Consider the following 23,412-nt stretch of genomic DNA (forward strand, 5'->3'; position numbering starts at 1 on the left):
AAATGGGAAGAGAACAGGATCGTATAAATCGGAGAATAGAAAAAAATCCAGCGGCAGAATGTAATAAAATCCAAAAGAAGTATTTTCCTGAGTTGTTTCAGAAGTTTGCAGGGACGCTGGATCCTAGGCATCAAAGCTATATTGATTATTCCAATAAAGTAATGCTTGGAACTGTGTATTACAAAGGAATAGCTGGGCTTGTAAGCATGCAATCTATGACATATGAGTTTAATGATGACAAGGTGGTAAAAAACATTATGAACTTTCTTGGAGAAAGTGATAGGTCATATCTCCCACACGGAGTAACCGTAAATGAATATCTGGAGAAGTTGGCTACGTCTCAATTGCAGGAAATCCAGCAGTCCATGGTGTATAGTCTGATACGAAGAAAGACATTTGATGATGCCAGGTATCAGAAGAAATGGCTTTTGATTGTTGATGGGTCACAGTTATATTCCGGAAGTCGCCAGATCAATGAGCAATGCCTTGAAAGACATCACAATAAAGGAACAGTGGATGAAAAAGTCAGTTATCACAGCGATGTTCTAGAAGCAAAAATCGTTTTGGGAGAAAAACTGATTGTAAGTATAGCAAGTGAGTTTGTGGAGAATAATGGAGAAGACGCTCTGCGTCAAAAAAGTATGAGTGAGGAAGAGCGTAAACAGGACTGTGAAACTAAGGCGTTTCAAAGACTTGCAGCTAAGCTGAAAAAAAGATTTCCGCGCCTTCCAATAATATTGTTGGCGGATAGCCTGTATGCATCAGAAAAAGTTATGGAGATATGCAGAAAAAATCACTGGGATTTTATTATCAGGTATAAAACCGGGAGTATCCCAAGTATTGCCGCAGAATATGAAGCAATACCAGAGAAGGGAACATCAGGTCATGCGGAATATGTGAATGAAATAGATTACAAAGAAAAACCCGTAAATATGCTTAGATACTGGGAGGAAAAAGTAATAAAAGGGAAAAATGTATGGACAGAATTCCAGTGGCTGACCAGTCTTAGGATTACAGACAAAAATGCGGAAAATTTAGCGGCTGCGGGAAGAAAACGCTGGAAAATAGAAAATGAAGGCTTCAATCGTCAGAAAAACTGGCAGGGAAATATCACACATGTATGCAGCTGGAATGTCCAAGCGATGAAGAATCATTACCTGATGCTGCAGATATCTGATACAATCAAGCAACTGTATGAATGGTATTATTTGAAAGCCAATGATATAAAAAAGAAACAAAAAAATATATCCTCTGACCTGCTAGCAAGCTTTGGACAGCAACTAACAAGGGAAGATATATTTCAAGTTGATATGCATAGCATATCAACCGCCTAAAATGATTATATCAAAGGAAGTGATGTCTGCCAAGAGTAAATTTAACTTGAACAAAAAATTTATCCACAAGAAAAACAAATTGGTGTAGTGCCGGATATTTTTGTGGATAAGTATAAATCCAGAAAAAAGAATTGTGGATAACATGGCGTTTAAAGAAAATAAGTTGAATTTAGCAGACAGAAACAATTTCACCTTTCAAGGCTGGATAAAGCCATAAAATATTGACACCATATTAAATTTGTAATAAACTAATATAGTATTAAAACATTATATACGCGTTTGTAGCTCAGCTGGATAGAGCAGCGGTTTCCTAAACCGTTGGTCGGGGGTTCAAATCCCTTCAGGCGCACCAAGAAAAGCCTATAACATCAACACGTTATAGGCTTTAGTAATAAAAATTTGTTAAGTGATTTTTAAAGTGTTGGTTGTCTTTTGCTTGTCCGAGGAAATTTTCTGTTACATAATCTGGATTTATAGGCCTACCGTATATCGAATGGAAGATATATTCATCATCTTTTTTCTTATCATCTTTTTTAAAATCAACAGCATTAACTTGCTATTTTTTAAAATATCTTTTTTCTTTAGCAATTTTAAAGATGAAGTCGTATTATCGGATAAAGTTACTATTATGGAGCAATTTTTAGTTTTAGAAGTTTCTTCTATCTAATTTTCAATTTATTTTTTATGAATGTATAGGAAAATATAATTATTTACTCTAAATCGAACATATGTTAGTATAGATATAAAAAAGATGATAATAGATATAAGGTAAATTATTAAGCATAATATAACTGAAGAATTTAAATAGGTGGTTTAATATGCTGCATAAAATGAGATTAAAATCGGAAGAGTTTTATAACATCAAATATAATAATAAGATTATGGAAGTTAGACTAAATGATGAAAAAAGGAAAAAAATAAAGGTAGGCGATAAAATAATTTTTTATAGACTTCCAGAACTAGGTGAATTTATTTTTGTAACAGTTGAAGAAATATATAAGTTCATGACGTTTAAACAATTGTATAATATGTTTCCTCTACATTATTTTGGGTACAACAATCAAAATATAAATGAAATATTAAACAGAATTTATAGTATATACTCACCAGAGCAAGAAGAAAAAAATGGGGTTATTGCGATAAAGTTTAAGGTTGAAGATATAAAGGCATCCCACCAGTAGTATATATGTGGTGAAATTGTATTATATATTATAATTAAGGAGTGTTACCATGGATGTTATTCAAAGAAAAAAGTTCAGCGAAATTAACTTAGAAGATGAATTTTTTGATTCATTAAAAGAGGATTATCCCGGGTTTGATGAATGGTTTAATAAGAAGGCTCAAAAGGGTGAAAGTGCATTTGTATTGGATGATAAAGGAATTGTTGGTTTCTTATATTTGAAAGAAGAAAACGATGAAGATACTTCTATAACGCCTACTCTTAAAAAGAAAAGGAGATTAAAGGTAGGCACATTTAAGATAGATGCACATGGTACTAAGCTTGGTGAAAGATTTATAAAAATAATAATAGATAAGATTTTTATAAATGATTATGAAGAAGCATATGTTACGATATTTAAGAAACATGATACATTAATTAGGCTGTTATTAAAATATGGTTTTGAATATTATGGAATTAAAAAAAGTAAAGCTGGATTAGAGGAAGTATATATTAAGTGTTTGGATAAGGTATCTGGTGATATTTTATTAGATTACCCAAAAATTGATATTAGAAATAATAGTAAGTTTATGTTATCAATTAAACCTGAATTTCATACGAGAATGTTTCCTAACTCTCAGCTTAAAACTGAGAAAAATCACGTAGTAGAGGATACGCCTTTTACAAATAGTATTCAAAAAATATATCTTTCAGGTGCTTTAAATTTAAATATATATGGGAAAGGTGATGTAATAGTCATTTATAGAACGGCGGATAAAGGTAAAACTGCAGAATATTCTTCTGTAGCGACTTCTATATGTGTTGTTGAAAAAATAAAGCATATCAGTGAATTTAAAGATTATGATGAATTCTATAAATATTGTTCAAAGCATAGTGTTTTTAATGAAGATGAATTAAAATATTTTTGGAAAGTTAAGAAGTATAAATATGTGATAAAAATGTTATATAACTTAGCTTTGCCTAAAAGACCTATTAGGCAAGAATTAATAGAAAAAGTTGGACTTGATAGGAATGAACGTTGGGTAGCAGTACCACTAAGCGATGATGAGTTTGAAAAAATATTAGAATTGGGTGAGGTAAATGAAAGTTTTATTATCGATTAAACCGGAATATGCAGAGAGAATTTTCACGGGTGAAAAAAGATATGAGTATAGAAAAAATTTATTTAAAAGGGATGATATAAAAGTAGTTGTAGTGTATGCTACAAAACCTATAGGAAAAGTTATAGGCGAATTTGAGATTAATGGTATATTAAAGGGTGAGCCTGAGTCCATTTGGGAACAAACTAAATTATATGCTGGAATTGATGAGAGTTCTTATATTGAATATTTTTCAGAAAGAAAAACTGGATATGCTATTGGCATAAAAGAAACTAGGGTATACCAAGAGCCATTAGAATTAACAGAATTGAACCCTAAAATAAAGTACCCACCTCAATCATTTATGTATATTTAATTGGGAGGGTGAGTTTTTAAATGAATAGACCATTATGTAAGAATATAATATTTATTGGTGGTATACATGGTGTTGGAAAAACTACTCTTTGTAAAAAGATATCTGAGGAATTATCATTGAATCATTATTCAGCTAGTGAATTAATTGCTAAATTAAAATCTGAAAATGTGGCAATTGATAAAAGGGTTAATAATGTGGCAGAAAATCAAAATCTGTTGTTAGGAGCCATTAGAAGATATTTAGATGTCGAAGAGTATTATTTATTGGATGGGCATTTCTGTCTATTGAATAGTTTTGGGAAAATAACAAGAATTGGTATAGATACATTTAGAAATTTGGGGCTGAATTCTATAATGGTTTTGATGGATGAAGAAGCAGAAATATTAAAAAGGCTAAAAGCCAGAGATAATATACAATATAATCTAACTCTTTTAGAAGAATTTCAAGAAGAGGAAATATCCTATGCTAAAGAAGTTGCAAAGGATATTGGTGTTGAATATAAGATTATTAATGTAAAATCCAATGCTAATAAAATGCTAACTTTTGTTAAAAGTATTATATCGGCATAGATTTTATATATTTGTTAAGGATCATTTATATTATTAAGTTCTTATCATTAACATTTCGATTACATAGCGGATAAGATTTATTGGAGACTATTGGTATAAAATAGTCCCCAATTTTGCTATAAGAAATTATAAATTTGTCTAAAAAACGTAATCTACTGCAAATTAAAATATCCTCCAATATCAGTAAAAAATTTGATGCTATTGTTGTTTTAAATTGAAATTATTAAATATATCTATTAAGCTTTCTTTATCTTCTTTTGAAAATGGAATTAAATGAATTATATTTTTTTTATTATTATTTGTAACAAACTCAATTATTTCATCATATTTGTTTATTTTAACTTTTTGAATATCGCTAATCAAAATTATTTCTTTTTTTCTAAAAATTCCTTTAGTAAATATTAATTCAGTATTATTAATCAATATATCTGGTATTCTATTGTTTTTAGTATATATTAAAAATGTTATTTGCAGAGTTAACAGAGTAATTATAATTAATATGCTTAATAAAGTTACTATAATATGACTTAAGTTAATCAAGTGAATTAGTTCAAATATAGTATAAATTATACTAATAGTACCTATTATTTTAGTAATCCTTAAATTAATATTATCCTTCCTAAATTTATGTATAAAGATATAATCATTGTGTTTATTTGATTGCAAGTAAGTCAGTCCCTTCAATTATTATTAAGAGAATCCAGGCATGCGCATATAAGAAAAGGCATAAAATTAAAGATATTGAAGTATGAATAGTATTTACATGAAAGAATATATCTAGAAACCAAGATATCAATATAAGTTATTATAAAGATAATAATATAGACATACCGCTGTTAATAACCTATAATATCACTGATAGCATAAAACTCAGTATGTTTCTAAATATTAATTTTAGGGGGATATGATTATGAAGCAGGATGATATACGTTATCAGACATATTTGCAAATTTTAAAGGAAGAATTGGTTCCGGCTATGGGATGTACTGAACCTATTGCCATAGCATATGGATCTGCCAAGGCTAGGGAATTATTAGGCACAATTCCTGACAAAGTAGTTATTGAAGTTAGTGCTAACATTATCAAAAATGTTAAAAGTGTAGTAGTACCTAATACAAATGGATTAAAAGGTATAGAAGCAGCGGTTTCAATTGGTATTATGGCAGGTAAATCAGAAAAAATATTAGAGGTAATTTCACAGGCAAGTGAAGAAGAGAAGAAAGCTGCAAAGGAATATATGGAAAGAAAATGTATTCAGGTTAAGTTAGCCGATACCTCTTTAATATTTGATATTATAATTACTATGTACAGCAAACAGTCTTATGTAAAATTACGTATAGCTGATTATCATACAAATATAGTATATATAGAGAAAAACAGTGAAATTTTATATAATGTTGGAAAAGTAGAAGCCAAGGAAAAAGGACTCACTGACAAGGGATTGTTAAATGTAAAAGACATAGTTGATTTTGCTGATAGTGTATTAATAGATGATGTAAGAGAAATTTTAGAAAGACAGATACAGTACAATTCAGCTATAGCAAGAGCCGGTATTGAAAACGATTATGGTGCTAATATTGGAAATGTTATTTTGAAAACCTATGGTAATGATGTGAAAATCCGTGCAAAGGCAATGGCAGCAGCTGCTTCTGATGCGAGAATGAGCGGATGTGAACTACCTGTTATTATTAATTCAGGGAGCGGTAATCAAGGAATTGCAGCATCTTTACCTGTTATAGAATATGCAAAGGAATTAAAAGTTGACGAGGATAAACTGCTTAGAGCATTAGTAGTATCTAACCTTGTAACAATTCACCAAAAAACTGGAATTGGACGTTTATCAGCATTTTGCGGCGCAGTGTGTGCAGGCTGTGGCAGCGGTACAGGTATAGCATACTTACATGGCTGTGGTTATAAGGAAATTGCACATACATTGGTAAATGCAGTTGCTATTGTTTCGGGAATTATTTGTGATGGAGCTAAACCTTCCTGTGCTGCTAAAATAGCAACATCTGTGGATGCTGGTATTCTTGGCTACTATATGTATAAGGAAGGGCAGCAGTTTAGAGGCGGAGATGGGATAGTAGCTAAAGGCGTGGAAAATACCATTACAAATGTAGGTTATCTTGGAAAAGTTGGTATGAAGGAAACTGATAAAGAAATTATAAATATAATGCTGAAAAAATGCTGATGCGCTATTTTAAAATATTATGGAGATCAATATGAATACAATAAAAGTAAAGAATGTAATACTTGGCGATGGAATACCAAAAATATGTGTGCCTATAGCAGCCAGAACAAAAAAGGAAATAATTGATGAAGCCTTAAACTTTAAAAATATTAATGCAGATGTTGCAGAATGGCGTGTGGATTGGTTTGATGATGCCTTTGATATTGAAAAAGTTAAGGATGTTTTAAAGGACTTAACAGTTGCCTTAAATAATATTCCATTATTATTTACATTTCGTACATTAAAAGAGGGTGGAGAAAAGCCAATTGATATAGAGACTTATGCTGTAATTAATAAAGCAGCAGCTGCAACTGGACTGATTGATTTGTTAGATGTTGAAGCATTTATAGGTGATAAAGTTGTAAAGGATATCATTAAAACTGCTCATATTGCAGGTGTTAAGGTTGTTGCATCCAATCATGATTTTGAGAAAACACCGCCTAAAAAGGATATAATTTACCGCTTGAGAAAGATGCAGGATTTAGGGGCGGACATCCCCAAAATTGCAGTAATGCCAAAATGCAAATTAGATGTTTTGGAATTATTAGAGGCAACTGTAATTATGTCTGAAAAATATACTGACAGGCCTATTATTACAATATCCATGTCCAAGATAGGAACTATCAGCCGTTTATTAGGTGAAGAGTTTGGCTCTGCATTGACATTTGGTGCTGTAAATAAAGCTTCAGCTCCTGGGCAGATAGATGTAGAAGATCTGCATAGCATACTTCATTTATTGCATAATAGTATACATAAATCTAAAGGAGAGCTTTATGCAGAATAAATTTATGAATGAGGCTGTAAAACAGGCAAAGATTTCATTGGAGAATAATGAAGTACCTGTTGGCGCAGTTATTGTTAAGAACAATAAAATAATTGCAGCTGCCCACAATGAAAAAGAAAAAAGAGGAGTTGCTACTGCTCATGCTGAAATATTAGCTATAGAGTCAGCTTCAAAGATACTAGGAAACTGGAGATTAAATGGCTGTTCAATGTATGTCACATTAGAGCCTTGTCCAATGTGTGCAGGGGCCATACTGCAGAGCCGTATAAGTGAAGTACACATTGGTACATTTGATGATGTTGCAGGGGCCTGCGGATCAGTGATAGATATATTAGGCAGTAGGTATTTAAATTCAAAAGCCATAGTGAAGTGGCACTATTGTGATGAATGCAGTAATTTACTCAGTGACTTTTTTAAAAACAGCAGGCATAAGTAATACGCATTTTTATATAGGCACAATGTAATGCTGTTAATGCAACAGCTATGAAAGGTAAAAAAATTCGCACAAATTAATCTGATTTCATGCCAATCTGCAATAAGTGTAGTAAAATAATATAAAAACTTATTCGCAGTGAGGTAAAAATGGGAAGAGAACAGGATCGTATAAATCGGAGAATAGAAAAAAATCCAGCGGCAGAATGTAATAAAATCCAAAAGAAGTATTTTCCTGAGTTGTTTCAGAAGTTTGCAGGGACGCTGGATCCTAGGCATCAAAGCTATATTGATTATTCCAATAAAGTAATGCTTGGAACTGTGTATTACAAAGGAATAGCTGGGCTTGTAAGCATGCAATCTATGACATATGAGTTTAATGATGACAAGGTGGTAAAAAACATTATGAACTTTCTTGGAGAAAGTGATAGGTCATATCTCCCACACGGAGTAACCGTAAATGAATATCTGGAGAAGTTGGCTACGTCTCAATTGCAGGAAATCCAGCAGTCCATGGTGTATAGTCTGATACGAAGAAAGACATTTGATGATGCCAGGTATCAGAAGAAATGGCTTTTGATTGTTGATGGGTCACAGTTATATTCCGGAAGTCGCCAGATCAATGAGCAATGCCTTGAAAGACATCACAATAAAGGAACAGTGGATGAAAAAGTCAGTTATCACAGCGATGTTCTAGAAGCAAAAATCGTTTTGGGAGAAAAACTGATTGTAAGTATAGCAAGTGAGTTTGTGGAGAATAATGGAGAAGACGCTCTGCGTCAAAAAAGTATGAGTGAGGAAGAGCGTAAACAGGACTGTGAAACTAAGGCGTTTCAAAGACTTGCAGCTAAGCTGAAAAAAAGATTTCCGCGCCTTCCAATAATATTGTTGGCGGATAGCCTGTATGCATCAGAAAAAGTTATGGAGATATGCAGAAAAAATCACTGGGATTTTATTATCAGGTATAAAACCGGGAGTATCCCAAGTATTGCCGCAGAATATGAAGCAATACCAGAGAAGGGAACATCAGGTCATGCGGAATATGTGAATGAAATAGATTACAAAGAAAAACCCGTAAATATGCTTAGATACTGGGAGGAAAAAGTAATAAAAGGGAAAAATGTATGGACAGAATTCCAGTGGCTGACCAGTCTTAGGATTACAGACAAAAATGCGGAAAATTTAGCGGCTGCGGGAAGAAAACGCTGGAAAATAGAAAATGAAGGCTTCAATCGTCAGAAAAACTGGCAGGGAAATATCACACATGTATGCAGCTGGAATGTCCAAGCGATGAAGAATCATTACCTGATGCTGCAGATATCTGATACAATCAAGCAACTGTATGAATGGTATTATTTGAAAGCCAATGATATAAAAAAGAAACAAAAAAATATATCCTCTGACCTGCTAGCAAGCTTTGGACAGCAACTAACAAGGGAAGATATATTTCAAGTTGATATGCATAGCATATCAACCGCCTAAAATGATTATATCAAAGGAAGTGATGTCTGCCAAGAGTAAATTTAACTTGAACAAAAAATTTATCCACAAGAAAAACAAATTGGTGTAGTGCCGGATATTTTTGTGGATAAGTATAAATCCAGAAAAAAGAATTGTGGATAACATGGCGTTTAAAGAAAATAAGTTGAATTTAGCAGACAGAAACAATTTCACCTTTCAAGGCTGTTAATGCAATGGTGTATTTGATTTATAATAATATATTTAGTATACTGTGATAGTGGCAGTTTGGAGAGATGTCCGAGTGGTCTATGGTGATGGTCTCGAAAACCATTGTACGGGGAAACCCGTACCGAGGGTTCAAATCCCTCTCTCTCCGCCATGACAATATTTTAAGTTATTGCATGGCAATTAAATAAAAAGCTGTCAGCAGTTACATTTAAAAAGTACTTGAACATATAGTCTTTATTTGCTATAATGATTAAGCGTTGAACAAACATGGAGAGATGTCCGAGTGGTTTAAGGAGCACGCCTGGAAAGCGTGTGTAGGGGAAACTCTACCGGGGGTTCGAATCCCCCTTTCTCCGCCAGTTTAACTTTCCGTGCTAGATGGGGAGTCAGCGGTGCCCTGTAACCTGCAATCCGCTATAGCAGGATTGAATTCCTTGCTTAGGCTGCTGCTTGTGAGGCCTGACCCATATAAGTGGCGTTGATAACTGGGTCCCACGCAATGAAAACTCATGAAATCCGTCAGATCCGGAAGGAAGCAGCGGTAAGTGAATCTTTTCATGTGCCGTGGATCAACCTGGTTTGAGCTAACTGTATGGGTAACGCTTATAGGCTGATAGACGAAGCAAGGTGCACGGTTTACATAAATTTTTAGACATCAAAGGATGTCTTTTTATTTTACCTTAAATTTGTTCACTGTTAACCTTAAATGTTGTATAATAATATAGTTAAATAGCAAATAGATGATACTATTATAAGAAGGTGAAAAAATGGCTTATACCGCATTATATAGAGAATGGAGACCAAAAACCTTTGATGATGTTGTTGGCCAAAAGCATATAACAGTAACCTTGAAAAATCAAGTAATGAATAATAGAATAGCTCATGCATATCTTTTTTGCGGTACAAGGGGAACTGGTAAAACTTCTACAGCTAAGATACTGGCAAAGGCTGTAAATTGCCTGAATCCTCAAAATGGAAGCCCCTGCAACCAATGCGAAATGTGCAAAAAAATAGATGCTGGTATTGCAATAGACGTTACGGAACTGGATGCTGCTTCTAATAATAGTGTAGATAATATCAGAAATATAATTGATGATGTACAATATCCGCCAAGTGAAGCAAAATATAAAATATATATTATGGATGAAGTTCACATGCTGTCTTCTGGTGCAGTTAATGCTTTTTTAAAAACGCTTGAGGAACCACCAGCAAGGGTAATTTTTATATTAGCCACCACAGATCCTCAAAAGCTGCCTGTTACTATCCTTTCAAGATGTCAGAGATTTGATTTTAAAAGGATAAAAAAAGAAGATGCTTTTAATCTGCTTAGAAAAATTGCTAATGATGAAGGGGTTTTTGCAGATGACAAAAGTTTAAACTTAATTGCCAGAATGTCTGATGGAGCTATGAGAGATGCTCTTAGTATTTTAGACCAGGCCATTTCAATGGGAAATGGGAAGGTGGACTATGATTCCTTAATTAATATGCTTGGTTTAGTTACAAATGATAATTTAATAAAGCTTACAGATAGTATTATTGATAAAAATGTAGAACTTTCAATGAGAATTATTGATGACATTGTGCTAAGCGGCAAGGATGTACATAATTTTATAAGGGAAATGATAGAACACCTAAGAAATCTTCTTATGGTAAAAGTAAGTCAGAATCCTGATGGAATTTTAGATATGTCCACTGAAAATATTGAAAGAATTAAGCAGCAGTCATGTAGAATAAGAATAGAAGAATTAATGAGAAATATAAGAATATTACAGGAAGCAGAGGAGCAATCCAAGTGGTCCAAACAAAGCAGAATATATCTTGAATTGGCAGCTATTAAAATGTGTAAAATAGAATATGATACCTCTCCTGAAATAATACTTTCAAGATTAAATAAATTAGAGGAAGCCATGAAAAGCGGACAAATTAAAGTTAATCGTGAAACTGCTGCACCTAAATCCGAAAATGTTAAAAACAATAAAGTAAAAAAGAAGGAGCAGGTAAAAGAGGCTCAGCCAGTATATGAATTTAATAAAGATTCCAAGCTTAATATAGATATTGTGAAAAAGAGCTGGAAGGACATTTTAGAGGCATTTAAAGCAAGAAGACTTATGGTTTTATTTGCTGCATTAACCACAGGAAAACCTGTTGAATGCAAAGGTGGAATTATAAAAATTAAATATGATGAAGATTTTGCATTCCACAAGCAAAGGCTTGAAAAAGAAGAAAATAGAAAAGTTGTAGAAGATGTATTTTCAGAGGTACTAAAAGAAAGAGTCAGAATAACATATATTATAGAGGGAAAGGAAAACCTTAATAAAGCACCAGAACAGGTATTGAAGGACACATTTGGTGATGAAATAGTAAAAATAATAGATGAATAAAAATGTATATAATAAATAGGCAAAAATACCTATTTAATATAGAATTGAATATAAGGAGGATTTTATTATGGCAAAAGGCGGATTTCCTGGCATGGGCGGAGGAAATATGAACAATTTAATAAAACAAGCTCAAAAGTTTCAAAAGCAAATGGAAGATATGCAAAAGGATTTAGAAAACAAGGAATTTACTGCAACAGTAGGTGGTGGAGCTGTAACAGCCATGGCCAATGGAAAGAAACAACTTGTGGATATTAAAATCAAGCCAGAAGTAGTAGATCCAGATGATATAGAAATGCTTCAGGATTTAATAATTTCTGCATGTAATGAAGCATTAAAGAAGGCTGAAGATGAGACAGCAGGCGAAATGAAAAAATTAACTGGTGGAATAAACATACCAGGAATGTTTTAGTAGATATGAGAGTTGAAAGTTAAGTTTTTACGTTCAACTCTTAGTTTTTAATAAATATGCAAAATTTAATAAACAGGGGTGAAGAATTTGGATTTTTATCCTGTTGTAATAGAAAAACTAATAGAAGAATTTGCAAAACTACCGGGAATAGGGTATAAAACTGCTCAGAGGTTAACTATGCATGTTTTGAATTTGCCTCAGGAGGAAGTAAGAGAATTTGCAGAAGCACTGATAAAGGCAAGGGGAACAATAAGGTATTGCTCAATATGCGGCAACTACACTGATAAAGATCCATGTGCAATATGCGGAAATCCCAATAGAGATAAAAGTGTAATTTGTGTTGTTGAACAGCCAAAGGATATAATCTCAATGGAAAAGGTTAAAGAATATAATGGGGTATATCATGTGCTCCATGGAACTATATCACCAATGGCTGGCAGGGGCCCTGAGGATATAAAAATAAAAGAATTAATAAGAAGGATAAATGGAAGTGTAGATGAAGTAATTGTTGCAACAAATCCAAACATTGAGGGTGAGGCAACAGCAATGTATATTTCTAAGGTGCTTAAGCCTCTTGGAGTAAAAGTTACAAGGATTGCACATGGAATTCCAGTAGGCGGAGATTTGGAATATGCCGATGAGGTAACATTAGCGAAGGCTTTGGAAGGAAGACAGGAAATATAATTATTATTTATAAATACATGAATATAAAATCCTAATAGTGTCAAATATTATTAATAATTAATAATATTTGGAGGGATTTTATGGACAAAGCTAAAATAGTAAAAATGCTTATGAATAAAATAAATATTGATAAGTCAGATACTAATGATAATTATTCATTAATTAATGATATTGAGGAAGCTAGAAAAAACTTAGTATATGCAAGAATGTACTTTGATTTAGTGAAAGAACCAAGGCTTGTTGATTATGCTATTTATACAGAGGAAGCAGCAAAAGCCAAATATGTCTATCTTATTTTAAAGGCAAGGGAAAAGAAAGTTAAACTTGAAGATAATTTTATGTTAAATACATAGTTGAATTATTATTGAAAAATAATTATAATTTAGGCACAATGATTTATCATTGTGCATTTTTTATTATGATGAGAATATAAATAAAGTATAAAATATTATATAAGGAGGCAAATGGCTTATGTCACAGTATATTGGATATTTTTTACTTGCCATTATAGCACTTTTTTTATTTGGAAAATTATTTGCATTATCCATAAAGTTTATTATAAAGCTTATATTAAATGGCGTTTTAGGTGTAGTTTTACTGTTTGTTGTTAATTTCATTGGAGCATATTTTAGTTTTAGTATTGGCATCAATGTTTGGACAGCCTTAATTGCAGGATTTTTTGGAATACCAGGAGTGATTTTTTTAATTATTTTTAAATTGTTTTTATAAATGCTATATTATATTGTTATATTTGATACATAATTAATGAATTTTAGCGGAATGTGGATAATTATTGTGGATAAGTGCATAACTATTACGTGAGGTTGTTGATATGATAATAAATAAGAATATTTTAAATGCAAAATTTATAAGAAGACCTAATAGATTTCAGGCATATGTAGATATTAATAATAAAGAGGAATTTGTTCATGTACCTAACACAGGAAGATGCAGAGAAATTCTAACTCCCGGTGCCAGGGTAGTATTAAGAGAGGAAGATAATCCTAATAGGAAGACTAAGTATGACTTAATTGCCGTTTATAAGAAAAATATGATTATAAACATTGACTCTCAAATTCCAAATAAAGTGGTAGAGGAAGCATTAATTAATAAAAAGATAGATAGTTTAAAAAACTTCAATATTATACAAAGAGAAAAAACCTTTGGAAACAGCAGATTTGACTTTAAATTATCTAATTCAGATAATGAATATTATCTTGAGGTAAAGGGTGTTACTTTAGAGGATAATGGAATTACTAAATTTCCTGATGCACCAACTGAAAGGGGAAAAAAGCATTTACTAGAGTTAATAGAAGCTAAAAAAAGCGGCAGGGGTGCAGGCATTCTATTTTTAATCCAGTTAGAGAATGTAAAATATTTTACTCCTAATGACGATATGGACAAGGACTTTGGAAAAGCACTGAGAATGGCAAAATCCAATGGGGTTGATGTAATGGCTTATAACTGCAGGGTTGGGGAAAACTTCATTACTTTATCAAATGAAATAAAGATTAAATTATAAGTATTATTTGATTTACTACTTAAAATTAACATATAATTGTATTATATACTTTAAGGGGGGTGTACATTTTTATGATATTTAAATATTGCCCTAAATGTGGAAGAAAGTTAGTTGAAAAGTATAGCTGGGATGAAGGCGGTGTACCCTATTGCGAATATGATGACACGATGTATTTTGATACTCCTAAACCATGTATTATTGTAGCAATAGTAAAAGATGATAAGATATTACTGCTTAAACAAAGTTATATATTCAAAAATTCTAAGGTACTTTTGTCAGGATATGTAACTACAGGAGAAACTGTAGAGAATACTGTTCACAGAGAAGTAAAAGAAGAGACAGACTTAGAAATTAAGGACATTAAATATTTAGGCAGTGAATATCTGGCATCAAAAGAAATAATAATGCTTACATTTATGGCTGCTTATGCAGGAGGCGAAATAAAAAAATCCGATGAGGTTGAATGGGTAGAATGGAGCCATATTGAGGATGCTCTTTGCGAAATGTCAGAGGATGAGATAGGTAAAACAGTGGTGAGAAAAGTACTTAAGGAAATAGGCTATTCAGGTGATAAGGCATATAGGTGTGATAATGATAAATGTGACTTATAATTTTAATTTATTCACAATTATTTAACAAAAACTGGATGATTTTTTAATACTTCAGTGATATTATTAATACATAAAATATAAGGAGGGGGAAGTATGGCAAAATTTGTACCTGAAATTAAAGGAACACTTAGAAATCATATGATCGAGCTGCCTACTATAATAAGAGAGGCCAGTGGAATAAGAGTATTTGGAAAAAGAATAAAATCATTTGTGTTTAGTACAGATGTGGCGGTTATAAAAAATACTAATGCAGATGCAGTTATTGCTGTATATCCTTTTACTCCTCAGCCACTTATAACAGAATCCCTTGTTATGGCTGCGGATGTACCAGTTTTTTGTGGAGTTGGAGGAGGCATTACCACGGGCAAAAGAGTTATAAACTTAGCACTGGATGCAGAATTTAAAGGAGCTATGGGAGTTGTGGTAAACAATCCAACGCCAAATGACACAATAAAGCAGATGAGAGAAACTATAGACATTCCAATAATTGTTACAGTAGTATCAGAATATGAAGATATTAAGGGAAGAATAGATGCTGGAGCCACAGTTATAAATGTTTCAGGAGCTAAAAGAACAGCATATATAGTAAGTAAGATAAGAAGTGAGTTCCCCACATTTCCAATTATAGCAACAGGCGGGCCTAATGATACTACAATAAGAAATACTATTGAAGCAGGAGCCAATGCCATTACATTTACTCCACCACCTGCTTCTGACATATTAAATGAAATAATGAATTCCTATAGGGAAAAATATGAATCTGAAAGAAAAGAATTTTAGATTCTTATGGTAACTGAAAATACTGATTAGTGGTGATTAAATGACAATAACTATAAATTGTAAACACTGTCCTGAATTTATTAAAAAAAAGTGTGATGGACAGGTAAACGACTGTATGTGTAAAAACTGTCCAAGAAATATAGAAAAATGTATGATAACAAGATACTGTACTGAAACAGAGTCTGTTTTAGACGTTTTGGAAAGCTGATAAGACCTGTTTTTATGATTTTTAGAATTATTAATACTGTAATGGTAATAATAATAAAATAAAAATCATAAAGGAGTGATTTTATGGCTAGTGTAGAGCAGTTGATGTCTGTAGGAGAAAATTGCAGAGGATATGATCCTGCTTCAGAGTATTTTCAATCAAGTGTTGGAGAGCCTATTCCTAGAAGTTGTTCTAACTGTAATCATTTTACAGAAGGCAGATGCAACATTGATTTGTTCGATACTGTATTAACAAGTTTAGATCAAGGCTAATATTTTAATGTGTGAAAAAAGATAGCATTTATGTTATCTTTTTTTATTTTTATGCTATTTTTTTTATGAAAAAACCATAATTAGTATAACGTTATGTGTAAATTCATATAAATAGAAAAATACAAACATTTGTGAATATTGAGAATTGAATATTAAAGTGATAAAATAAGATTGCTCAGTAAGTTTCTGTAAAATAAAAGAATGAATAAAAAATGGCAATAGCCGATTTTAGGAGGTAAAAGATGCATAAGAAACTATTTATTCCAGGTCCAGTAGAAGTTAAACAGGATGTACTTGAAAAAATGGCAACTCCAATGATAGGACATAGAAGTAAAGAAGCTTCTGCACTTCAAAGGAGAATAAGTGATAAACTTAGGAAAGTTTTCTACACTAAGGAAGAGATTTTGTTATCTACTAGTTCCGGCAGCGGATTAATGGAAGGAGCAGTTCGTTCATGCACTGCTAAAAGAGCAGCTATTTTCTCAGTAGGGGCATTTGGAAACAGATGGTACGAAATGGCAACCCATAATAATGTACCTGCTGATTTATTTGAATCTGAGTGGGGTAAAGAAACTACTCCTAAGATGGTAGATGATGCTTTAGCAACTGGAAAATATGATTTAATAACTATTACTCATAATGAAACATCAACAGGAGTAATGAATCCAGTTGAAGAAATATCAGAAGTTATCAGGAAATATCCAGAGGTAGTATGGTGCTTAGACACTGTTAGCTCAATGGCAGGAACTAAAATTGAAGTAGATAAGCTTGGAGTAGATATATGCATTACTTCAACACAAAAGGCAATAGGTCTTCCCCCAGGAATGGCTATATGCTCAATGTCACAAAAGGCTGTAGAAAGAGCTAAAAAGGTTCCATATCGAGGAATGTATTTAGATCTTCTTGCATTATATAATTATATTCAGAAAAAGGATTATCAGTATCCATCAACTCCTTCATTATCACATATGTTTGCTTTAGATTATCAATTGGATAAGATACTGGAGGAAGGATTAGAGAATAGATATAACAGACACATTGAAATGGCTAATTATGTAAGAGAATGGGCAAGAGAGCATTTTGAGATTTTTGCAGATGAGAGATTCCTCTCTAATACATTAACAACTATTAAAAATGTAAACAATATCAGTGTAGCAGATTTAAATAAAGAATTGGGCAGCAGAGGATTCCAGATTTCTAATGGATATGGAAAACTTAAGGAAAAGACTTTCAGAATAGCTCATATGGCAGACTGCACCTTGGACGAAATAAAGGAATTGTTAAATAACATGGATGATATTTTAGGATATAAATAGGAGGGTTTACTATGATCAGGGTACTTCTTTCAGATGGACTTGATAAATCAGCAATTGAAAAACTAAAAAGCCTGAATTTTGAAGTGGTAGATGAACACTACGAAGGCGAGGAGCTGGGTGAAAAACTAAAAGAATTTGATGCTTTGGTTGTAAGATCAGCTACTAAGGTAAGGGTCCCATCTATCGAAAAAGCAGCTGAAGGAAAAAGGTTAAAACTTATTATCCGCGGCGGTGTAGGAGTAGACAATATAGATGTTGCAGCTGCAAGGGAAAAGTCAATTGAAGTTAGGAATACACCTAATGCAAGCAGTATTTCTGTAGCAGAGCTTACACTTGCTCACATGTTTGCAGTAACAAGGTTTGTAAATATTTCAAATGTAACCATGAGGCAGGGACTCTGGGAGAAAAAGAAATATAAGGGTACAGAGCTGTATGGTAAAACACTTGGACTCATGGGCTTTGGAAGAATAGCAAAAGAAGTGGCAGTTAGGGCTAGAGCACTTGGAATGCAGGTTTTATATACAAATAGAAAAGGTAAGATTGAAGGTTTTGACCAATATAAATACTGCACTTTTGATGAATTGTTAAAATGCTCTGACATAATATCACTTCATGTGCCATATGATAAGACTAAAGGTACACTTATTGGAAAAGAACAGTTTGAAATGATGAAAGATGGTGTATATTTAATTAATTGCTCAAGAGGTAAAGTTGTCAGCGAAGAAGCTTTACTTGAAGCATTAAATAACGGAAAAGTAGCCGGTGCCGGTATAGATGTATTTGAAGAAGAACCAACTAAGAATAAGGAATTAATAAATCATCCAAGAGTCAGCGTAACACCGCATATTGGTGCTTCCACTTCAGAAGCTCAGAAGAGGATTGGACTAGAAGTAGTTAAAATATTGGAAGAATATTTCATAAAAAAATAAGTTTATTTTATACAGTGTATAGAATTAGGAGGAATACCAATGGCAATATTAAGGGCTTTTAAGGCTGTACGTCCAACTAAGCAGCTGGCTAAAAATGTAGCTGCTCTTCCATACGATGTTATGAACAGTGATGAAGCTAGAGAAATGGTAAAAGATAATCCTTATTCATTTTTACATGTAGATAAAGCGGAAATAGATTTAGATAGAAATATAGATATATATGATAATCTTGTATATGAAAAGGCAAGAGAAAATCTAAACAATATGATTAAAGACGGCATTTTAATAGAGGATAAAAAACCTTATTTGTATATATATAGACTGATTATGAATGGAAGATGCCAGACAGGAATTGTAGGATGCACATCCATAGATGACTATATTAATAATGTTATTAAAAAGCATGAACATACAAGAGAGGAAAAAGAACAGGATAGAATAAGACACGTAGATTATTGTAATTCTAATACCGGTCCAATATTTTTAACATATAGAAACAGCAGTAACATAGATAACATTATTAATGAGTGGACAAAAAAAGATCCAGAGTATAATTTCAAAGCAGAGGATGGAGTACAGCATATAGTATGGGTTATTAATGACAATAAAATAATTGATGAATTAGTTGAAGGTTTCAGGCAGATTAATGCTTTATATATTGCAGATGGTCATCATAGGGCAGCTTCAGCTGTAAAGGTTGGATTAAAAAGAAGGAAAGAGAATCCAGCTTATAAAGGCAGCGAAGAATTTAATTTCTTTTTATCAGTTATATTCCCTGAGGGGGATTTAAGTATTATGGACTATAACAGGGTTGTTAAGGATTTAAATGGACTTACTTCTGAGGAATTTATGCTTAAGGTTTCGGAAAAGTTTGAAATAAGCTTATTTGAAGGAAGCAAACCATATAAGCCATCAAGTAAGCATACTTACGGCATGTATTTAGATGGGAAATGGTATGTTCTTACTGCAAAGGACGGTACTTATGATTCTTTAGACCCTGTTCATAGATTAGATGTTTCAATACTTCAGGAAAATTTGTTAATGCCTATACTAGGTATTAATGATCCAAGGACAGACAAAAGAATTGACTTTATAGGCGGCATAAGAGGTTTAGAAGAGCTTGAGCGAAGAGTGAAAAGTGGAATGAGGGCTGCTTTCTCCATGTATCCTACTACAATCGATGATTTAATGGATATTGCGGATGCGGGAAAAGTAATGCCTCCTAAATCTACCTGGTTTGAGCCAAAATTGAGGAGCGGGTTGTTTATCCACAAATTAAGCTAGGTATCCAAAAATATTACCTTAAACCTAATTGTATGTATTTTCATAATGAAAAGAGATAAGGATTACATTATTAAAAGCATTGGGGCTTTGAATGCTGATAATAATAACCTTATCTCTTTTTGCCATATATTATTTATTATAAATTAAGATGTATCTTAGAAAATTCATAATATGATATAATAAATTTTGAGTTAATCATTAAATTGCATAGTGCAATATTAAAGGATAGAAGGGAATTGAATGGAAAAAGGACGGTATGAAACTACCATGACACCAGTAAAGGGAAGCAATGATGAATATATTATTAAAGATGTTATGGGGATAACCATTGGGCGGGTATATATAATAGAGTATTCGCTGCAAAATGAATACAGCCTTATAAGAATTAAGTTTTATAAACAGGGAAAAGAAAGTTATGGATATCTAAGAAACTTATTATTAAAGCTGCTAAGTACTATCTTTAATAACAGGAAAATTAATAAAATAAACATTATTGTTGATGAAGATAAAAGTGTAAGTGCATTTACAGATATAGGATTTACTTTAGAAGGAATAATTACAAACAGCTCCCTTATGGACAATGTTTTTAAAGATGAATATCTGTTTGCCATAGACAATGAAAAATTTAAGGAAGGCTCAATAGACAGAAATTTTACCTTAAAGGGTGAAAGGATAGAACTTAGATTATTAAGACCAGATAATGCAGAAGAAATGCTAAATTACTATAATAGAAATAAAAAGCATCTGATGCCCTTTGAGCCAAGCAGGGATAACAGTTTTTATACTTTACAGGTTCAAAAACATATTTTAATGGAAGGATACAGACAATTTTTATCCGGTACTGCTGTGAATTTTGGAATATACTTAAATGGAAATCTTATTGGTAAAATACAAATGTCCAATGTTGTATTAGGGGTTTTCAGAAGTGCATTTGTTGGATATTCAATTTCAGAGGAGGAACAAGGAAAAGGCTATATGAAGGAGGCCTTAAGGCTTTTTATAGATTTTGCATTTAATGAAATGGGCTTACATAGATTGGAAGCTTCTACTTTGGTTGATAATATAAGATCACAGAAAGTCCTTGAAGGCTGCGGATTTAAATTTTTAGGAATAAATGAAAAATATTTATATATTAATGGTGAGTGGAGAGATCATAAGGCCTATTACCTTATAAATGGCAATGATTAGTATATAAGAGTGCTTATGAACAATGAAAACTTATTCTGGTGTGTCTATATAAATAATTTGAAGGAAATCAGAGAATAAGCTAGGCTGCTTGAATTAATTTAAGGTGACAGCTTATATTACAGAAGATCAATTAATGTTTTGTGTTAGAATAACAAATGTCGCTTCTGAAAGCGCAGCATCTTAAAGTAGAATTTAAATTCTATTTTAAGGCAAAATGTTTTTCACGAAGATTGTCATAATTAAACTTAAAAAAATAAGTAAAAAAATTGTTGACAATATCGAATAAACATGATAAGATATAAAAGCTGTCGGATGACAGACATGATCTTTGAAAATTAAACAGAGAAGATAACAGGTAAAAACTTGTTAAATAAACCAGCAATTCTTTTATAGAGTATAAAGTAATGAGCAATCAAACTTTTAAATTGAGAGTTTGATCCTGGCTCAGGACGAACGCTGGCGGCGTGCTTAACACATGCAAGTCGAGCGATGAAGTTCCTTCGGGGATGGATTAGCGGCGGACGGGTGAGTAACACGTGGGCAACCTGCCTCAAAGAGGGGGATAGCCTCCCGAAAGGGAGATTAATACCGCATAACATTAGAGCATCACATGATGTTCTAATCAAAGGAGTAATCCGCTTTGAGATGGGCCCGCGGCGCATTAGCTAGTTGGTGAGGTAACGGCTCACCAAGGCAACGATGCGTAGCCGACCTGAGAGGGTGATCGGCCACATTGGAACTGAGACACGGTCCAGACTCCTACGGGAGGCAGCAGTGGGGAATATTGCACAATGGGGGAAACCCTGATGCAGCAACGCCGCGTGAGTGATGAAGGTCTTCGGATTGTAAAGCTCTGTCTTTTGGGACGATAATGACGGTACCAAAGGAGGAAGCCACGGCTAACTACGTGCCAGCAGCCGCGGTAATACGTAGGTGGCAAGCGTTGTCCGGATTTACTGGGCGTAAAGGGTGCGTAGGCGGATGTTTAAGTGAGATGTGAAATACCCGGGCTTAACTTGGGTACTGCATTTCAAACTGGATATCTAGAGTGCAGGAGAGGAGAATGGAATTCCTAGTGTAGCGGTGAAATGCGTAGAGATTAGGAAGAACACCAGTGGCGAAGGCGATTCTCTGGACTGTAACTGACGCTGAGGCACGAAAGCGTGGGTAGCAAACAGGATTAGATACCCTGGTAGTCCACGCCGTAAACGATGAATACTAGGTGTAGGAGGTATCGACCCCTTCTGTGCCGCAGTTAACACAATAAGTATTCCGCCTGGGGAGTACGATCGCAAGATTAAAACTCAAAGGAATTGACGGGGGCCCGCACAAGCAGCGGAGCATGTGGTTTAATTCGAAGCAACGCGAAGAACCTTACCTGGACTTGACATCCCCTGAATAACCTAGAGATAGGCGAAGCCCTTCGGGGCAGGGAGACAGGTGGTGCATGGTTGTCGTCAGCTCGTGTCGTGAGATGTTAGGTTAAGTCCTGCAACGAGCGCAACCCTTATCATTAGTTGCTACCATTAAGTTGAGCACTCTAGTGAGACTGCCCGGGTTAACCGGGAGGAAGGTGGGGATGACGTCAAATCATCATGCCCCTTATGTCCAGGGCAACACACGTGCTACAATGGTGGGTACAGAGAGATGCAATACCGCGAGGTTGAGCCAAACTCTAAAACCCATCCCAGTTCGGATTGTAGGCTGAAACTCGCCTACATGAAGCTGGAGTTGCTAGTAATCGCGAATCAGAATGTCGCGGTGAATACGTTCCCGGGCCTTGTACACACCGCCCGTCACACCATGAGAGCTGGTAACACCCGAAGTCCGTGAGATAACCGTAAGGAGTCAGCGGCCGAAGGTGGGATTAGTAATTGGGGTGAAGTCGTAACAAGGTAGCCGTAGGAGAACCTGCGGCTGGATCACCTCCTTTCTAAGGAGTCGACATGTAAGGATAACTTACATGAAAGCTTGGTTTACTTCTCTGTTTAATTTTGAGAGATCAAAAAACCTAAATGTTTTTTGGTTAATCTCTTTTGTTCTTTGAAAATTGCACAGTATAAAAAAGTTTACATTAAAGTTAAGGTATACAAAATACCTTTGTATTAAGATTACTTTATTTTAAAGGAAAATTGCTAGAAGCGAGCAATACAAG

Annotated in this window: 23 protein-coding genes, 3 tRNA genes, 1 rRNA gene and 1 other RNA gene; 27 read left to right on the forward strand and 1 reads right to left on the reverse strand. The window is 33.5% G+C overall.

Features of this window, described 5'->3' with window-relative positions; genetic code table 11:
• The first annotated feature begins 2 nt into the window (after nt 1-2).
• The 6 genes from EQM05_RS00195 (at nt 3) to EQM05_RS00220 (ending at nt 4,538) form a co-directional block, all read left to right on the forward strand.
• On the forward strand, nt 3-1,334 hold the full coding sequence (locus EQM05_RS00195) for a transposase (protein ID WP_128747874.1): 1,332 nt from the start codon (nt 3-5) through the stop codon (nt 1,332-1,334).
• A gap of 275 nt (nt 1,335-1,609) precedes the next feature.
• Nucleotides 1,610-1,686: transfer RNA gene (locus EQM05_RS00200), tRNA-Arg, on the forward strand.
• 466 nt (nt 1,687-2,152) lie between these two features.
• The gene (locus EQM05_RS00205; RefSeq protein WP_128747875.1) at nt 2,153-2,515 is read left to right on the forward strand and encodes an ASCH domain-containing protein; all 363 of its coding nucleotides are present in this window, start codon (nt 2,153-2,155) and stop codon (nt 2,513-2,515) included.
• Nucleotides 2,516-2,564: 49 nt separating this feature from the next.
• The gene (locus EQM05_RS00210; protein WP_128747876.1) at nt 2,565-3,617 is read left to right on the forward strand and encodes a hypothetical protein; all 1,053 of its coding nucleotides are present in this window, start codon (nt 2,565-2,567) and stop codon (nt 3,615-3,617) included.
• On the forward strand, nt 3,595-3,969 hold the full coding sequence (locus tag EQM05_RS00215) for an ASCH domain-containing protein (RefSeq protein ID WP_128747877.1): 375 nt from the start codon (nt 3,595-3,597) through the stop codon (nt 3,967-3,969). Before EQM05_RS00210 ends, EQM05_RS00215 begins: the two co-directional genes overlap by 23 nt.
• A gap of 20 nt (nt 3,970-3,989) precedes the next feature.
• Nucleotides 3,990-4,538: an ATP-binding protein gene (locus EQM05_RS00220; protein ID WP_128747878.1), complete on the forward strand. Its 549-nt coding sequence runs from the start codon at nt 3,990-3,992 to the stop codon at nt 4,536-4,538.
• A 198-nt stretch (nt 4,539-4,736) separates the two neighbouring features.
• Here EQM05_RS00220 and EQM05_RS00225 read toward each other — a convergent pair whose 3' ends face one another.
• On the reverse strand, nt 4,737-5,204 hold the full coding sequence (locus EQM05_RS00225) for a hypothetical protein (protein ID WP_128747879.1): 468 nt from the start codon (nt 5,202-5,204) through the stop codon (nt 4,737-4,739).
• 238 nt (nt 5,205-5,442) lie between these two features.
• Here EQM05_RS00225 and EQM05_RS00230 point away from each other — a divergent pair, with 238 nt between their 5' ends.
• The 21 genes from EQM05_RS00230 to EQM05_RS00330 all read left to right on the forward strand — a co-directional run bounded on the left by EQM05_RS00230 (nt 5,443) and on the right by EQM05_RS00330 (nt 23,190).
• Nucleotides 5,443-6,729: an L-serine ammonia-lyase, iron-sulfur-dependent, subunit alpha gene (locus EQM05_RS00230; protein ID WP_205694150.1), complete on the forward strand. Its 1,287-nt coding sequence runs from the start codon at nt 5,443-5,445 to the stop codon at nt 6,727-6,729.
• 31 nt (nt 6,730-6,760) lie between these two features.
• Nucleotides 6,761-7,552: a type I 3-dehydroquinate dehydratase gene (gene aroD, locus EQM05_RS00235; protein WP_128747881.1), complete on the forward strand. Its 792-nt coding sequence runs from the start codon at nt 6,761-6,763 to the stop codon at nt 7,550-7,552.
• On the forward strand, nt 7,542-7,988 hold the full coding sequence (locus tag EQM05_RS00240) for a nucleoside deaminase (RefSeq protein WP_128747882.1): 447 nt from the start codon (nt 7,542-7,544) through the stop codon (nt 7,986-7,988). The genes aroD and EQM05_RS00240 overlap by 11 nt, the downstream gene beginning before the upstream one ends.
• A 146-nt stretch (nt 7,989-8,134) precedes the next feature.
• On the forward strand, nt 8,135-9,466 hold the full coding sequence (locus tag EQM05_RS00245; RefSeq protein WP_128747874.1) for a transposase: 1,332 nt from the start codon (nt 8,135-8,137) through the stop codon (nt 9,464-9,466).
• A 266-nt stretch (nt 9,467-9,732) separates the two neighbouring features.
• Nucleotides 9,733-9,824: transfer RNA gene (locus EQM05_RS00250), tRNA-Ser, on the forward strand.
• Between the two features lie 118 nt (nt 9,825-9,942).
• A tRNA-Ser gene (locus tag EQM05_RS00255) sits at nt 9,943-10,032 on the forward strand.
• A gap of 10 nt (nt 10,033-10,042) precedes the next feature.
• Nucleotides 10,043-10,308: signal recognition particle sRNA large type (gene ffs, locus EQM05_RS00260), an RNA gene on the forward strand.
• A 132-nt stretch (nt 10,309-10,440) separates the two neighbouring features.
• The gene (dnaX, locus tag EQM05_RS00265) at nt 10,441-12,054 is read left to right on the forward strand and encodes a DNA polymerase III subunit gamma/tau (protein WP_128747883.1); all 1,614 of its coding nucleotides are present in this window, start codon (nt 10,441-10,443) and stop codon (nt 12,052-12,054) included.
• Between the two features lie 67 nt (nt 12,055-12,121).
• The gene (locus tag EQM05_RS00270; RefSeq protein ID WP_128747884.1) at nt 12,122-12,463 is read left to right on the forward strand and encodes a YbaB/EbfC family nucleoid-associated protein; all 342 of its coding nucleotides are present in this window, start codon (nt 12,122-12,124) and stop codon (nt 12,461-12,463) included.
• Between the two features lie 87 nt (nt 12,464-12,550).
• A complete protein-coding gene (recR, locus tag EQM05_RS00275) occupies nt 12,551-13,147 on the forward strand; it encodes a recombination mediator RecR (RefSeq protein WP_128747885.1) in 597 nt (198 codons plus the stop codon).
• An 80-nt stretch (nt 13,148-13,227) separates the two neighbouring features.
• Nucleotides 13,228-13,500 carry a DUF2508 family protein gene (locus EQM05_RS00280; RefSeq protein WP_128747886.1) on the forward strand — a complete coding sequence of 91 codons (273 nt, stop codon included), beginning with the start codon at nt 13,228-13,230 and terminating at the stop codon, nt 13,498-13,500.
• A 118-nt stretch (nt 13,501-13,618) separates the two neighbouring features.
• Nucleotides 13,619-13,876 carry a pro-sigmaK processing inhibitor BofA family protein gene (locus EQM05_RS00285; RefSeq protein ID WP_128747887.1) on the forward strand — a complete coding sequence of 86 codons (258 nt, stop codon included), beginning with the start codon at nt 13,619-13,621 and terminating at the stop codon, nt 13,874-13,876.
• 103 nt (nt 13,877-13,979) lie between these two features.
• Nucleotides 13,980-14,669, forward strand: a complete 690-nt coding sequence (gene sfsA / locus EQM05_RS00290; protein WP_128747888.1) for a DNA/RNA nuclease SfsA — start codon at nt 13,980-13,982, stop codon at nt 14,667-14,669.
• Between the two features lie 71 nt (nt 14,670-14,740).
• Nucleotides 14,741-15,280: an NUDIX domain-containing protein gene (locus EQM05_RS00295; protein ID WP_128747889.1), complete on the forward strand. Its 540-nt coding sequence runs from the start codon at nt 14,741-14,743 to the stop codon at nt 15,278-15,280.
• A 93-nt stretch (nt 15,281-15,373) separates the two neighbouring features.
• On the forward strand, nt 15,374-16,060 hold the full coding sequence (locus tag EQM05_RS00300) for a hydrolase (RefSeq protein WP_128747890.1): 687 nt from the start codon (nt 15,374-15,376) through the stop codon (nt 16,058-16,060).
• A gap of 291 nt (nt 16,061-16,351) precedes the next feature.
• Nucleotides 16,352-16,540 (forward strand): hypothetical protein, encoded by a 189-nt coding sequence (locus EQM05_RS00305; RefSeq protein WP_128747891.1) that lies wholly within the window; start codon nt 16,352-16,354, stop codon nt 16,538-16,540.
• Between the two features lie 242 nt (nt 16,541-16,782).
• Nucleotides 16,783-17,856 carry an alanine--glyoxylate aminotransferase family protein gene (locus EQM05_RS00310; RefSeq protein ID WP_128747892.1) on the forward strand — a complete coding sequence of 358 codons (1,074 nt, stop codon included), beginning with the start codon at nt 16,783-16,785 and terminating at the stop codon, nt 17,854-17,856.
• An 11-nt stretch (nt 17,857-17,867) separates the two neighbouring features.
• Nucleotides 17,868-18,785, forward strand: coding sequence for a D-2-hydroxyacid dehydrogenase (locus EQM05_RS00315; protein WP_128747893.1), 918 nt, complete (start codon nt 17,868-17,870; stop codon nt 18,783-18,785).
• 39 nt (nt 18,786-18,824) lie between these two features.
• The gene (locus EQM05_RS00320; RefSeq protein WP_128747894.1) at nt 18,825-20,069 is read left to right on the forward strand and encodes a DUF1015 family protein; all 1,245 of its coding nucleotides are present in this window, start codon (nt 18,825-18,827) and stop codon (nt 20,067-20,069) included.
• A gap of 240 nt (nt 20,070-20,309) precedes the next feature.
• The gene (locus EQM05_RS00325) at nt 20,310-21,257 is read left to right on the forward strand and encodes a GNAT family protein (RefSeq protein WP_128747895.1); all 948 of its coding nucleotides are present in this window, start codon (nt 20,310-20,312) and stop codon (nt 21,255-21,257) included.
• Between the two features lie 421 nt (nt 21,258-21,678).
• Nucleotides 21,679-23,190: ribosomal RNA gene (locus EQM05_RS00330) — 16S ribosomal RNA — on the forward strand.
• Nucleotides 23,191-23,412: the final 222 nt, after the last annotated feature.

It is taken from the genome of Clostridium sp. JN-9 (assembly GCF_004103695.1).
Classification (GTDB): Bacteria; Bacillota; Clostridia; order Clostridiales; family Clostridiaceae; genus JN-9.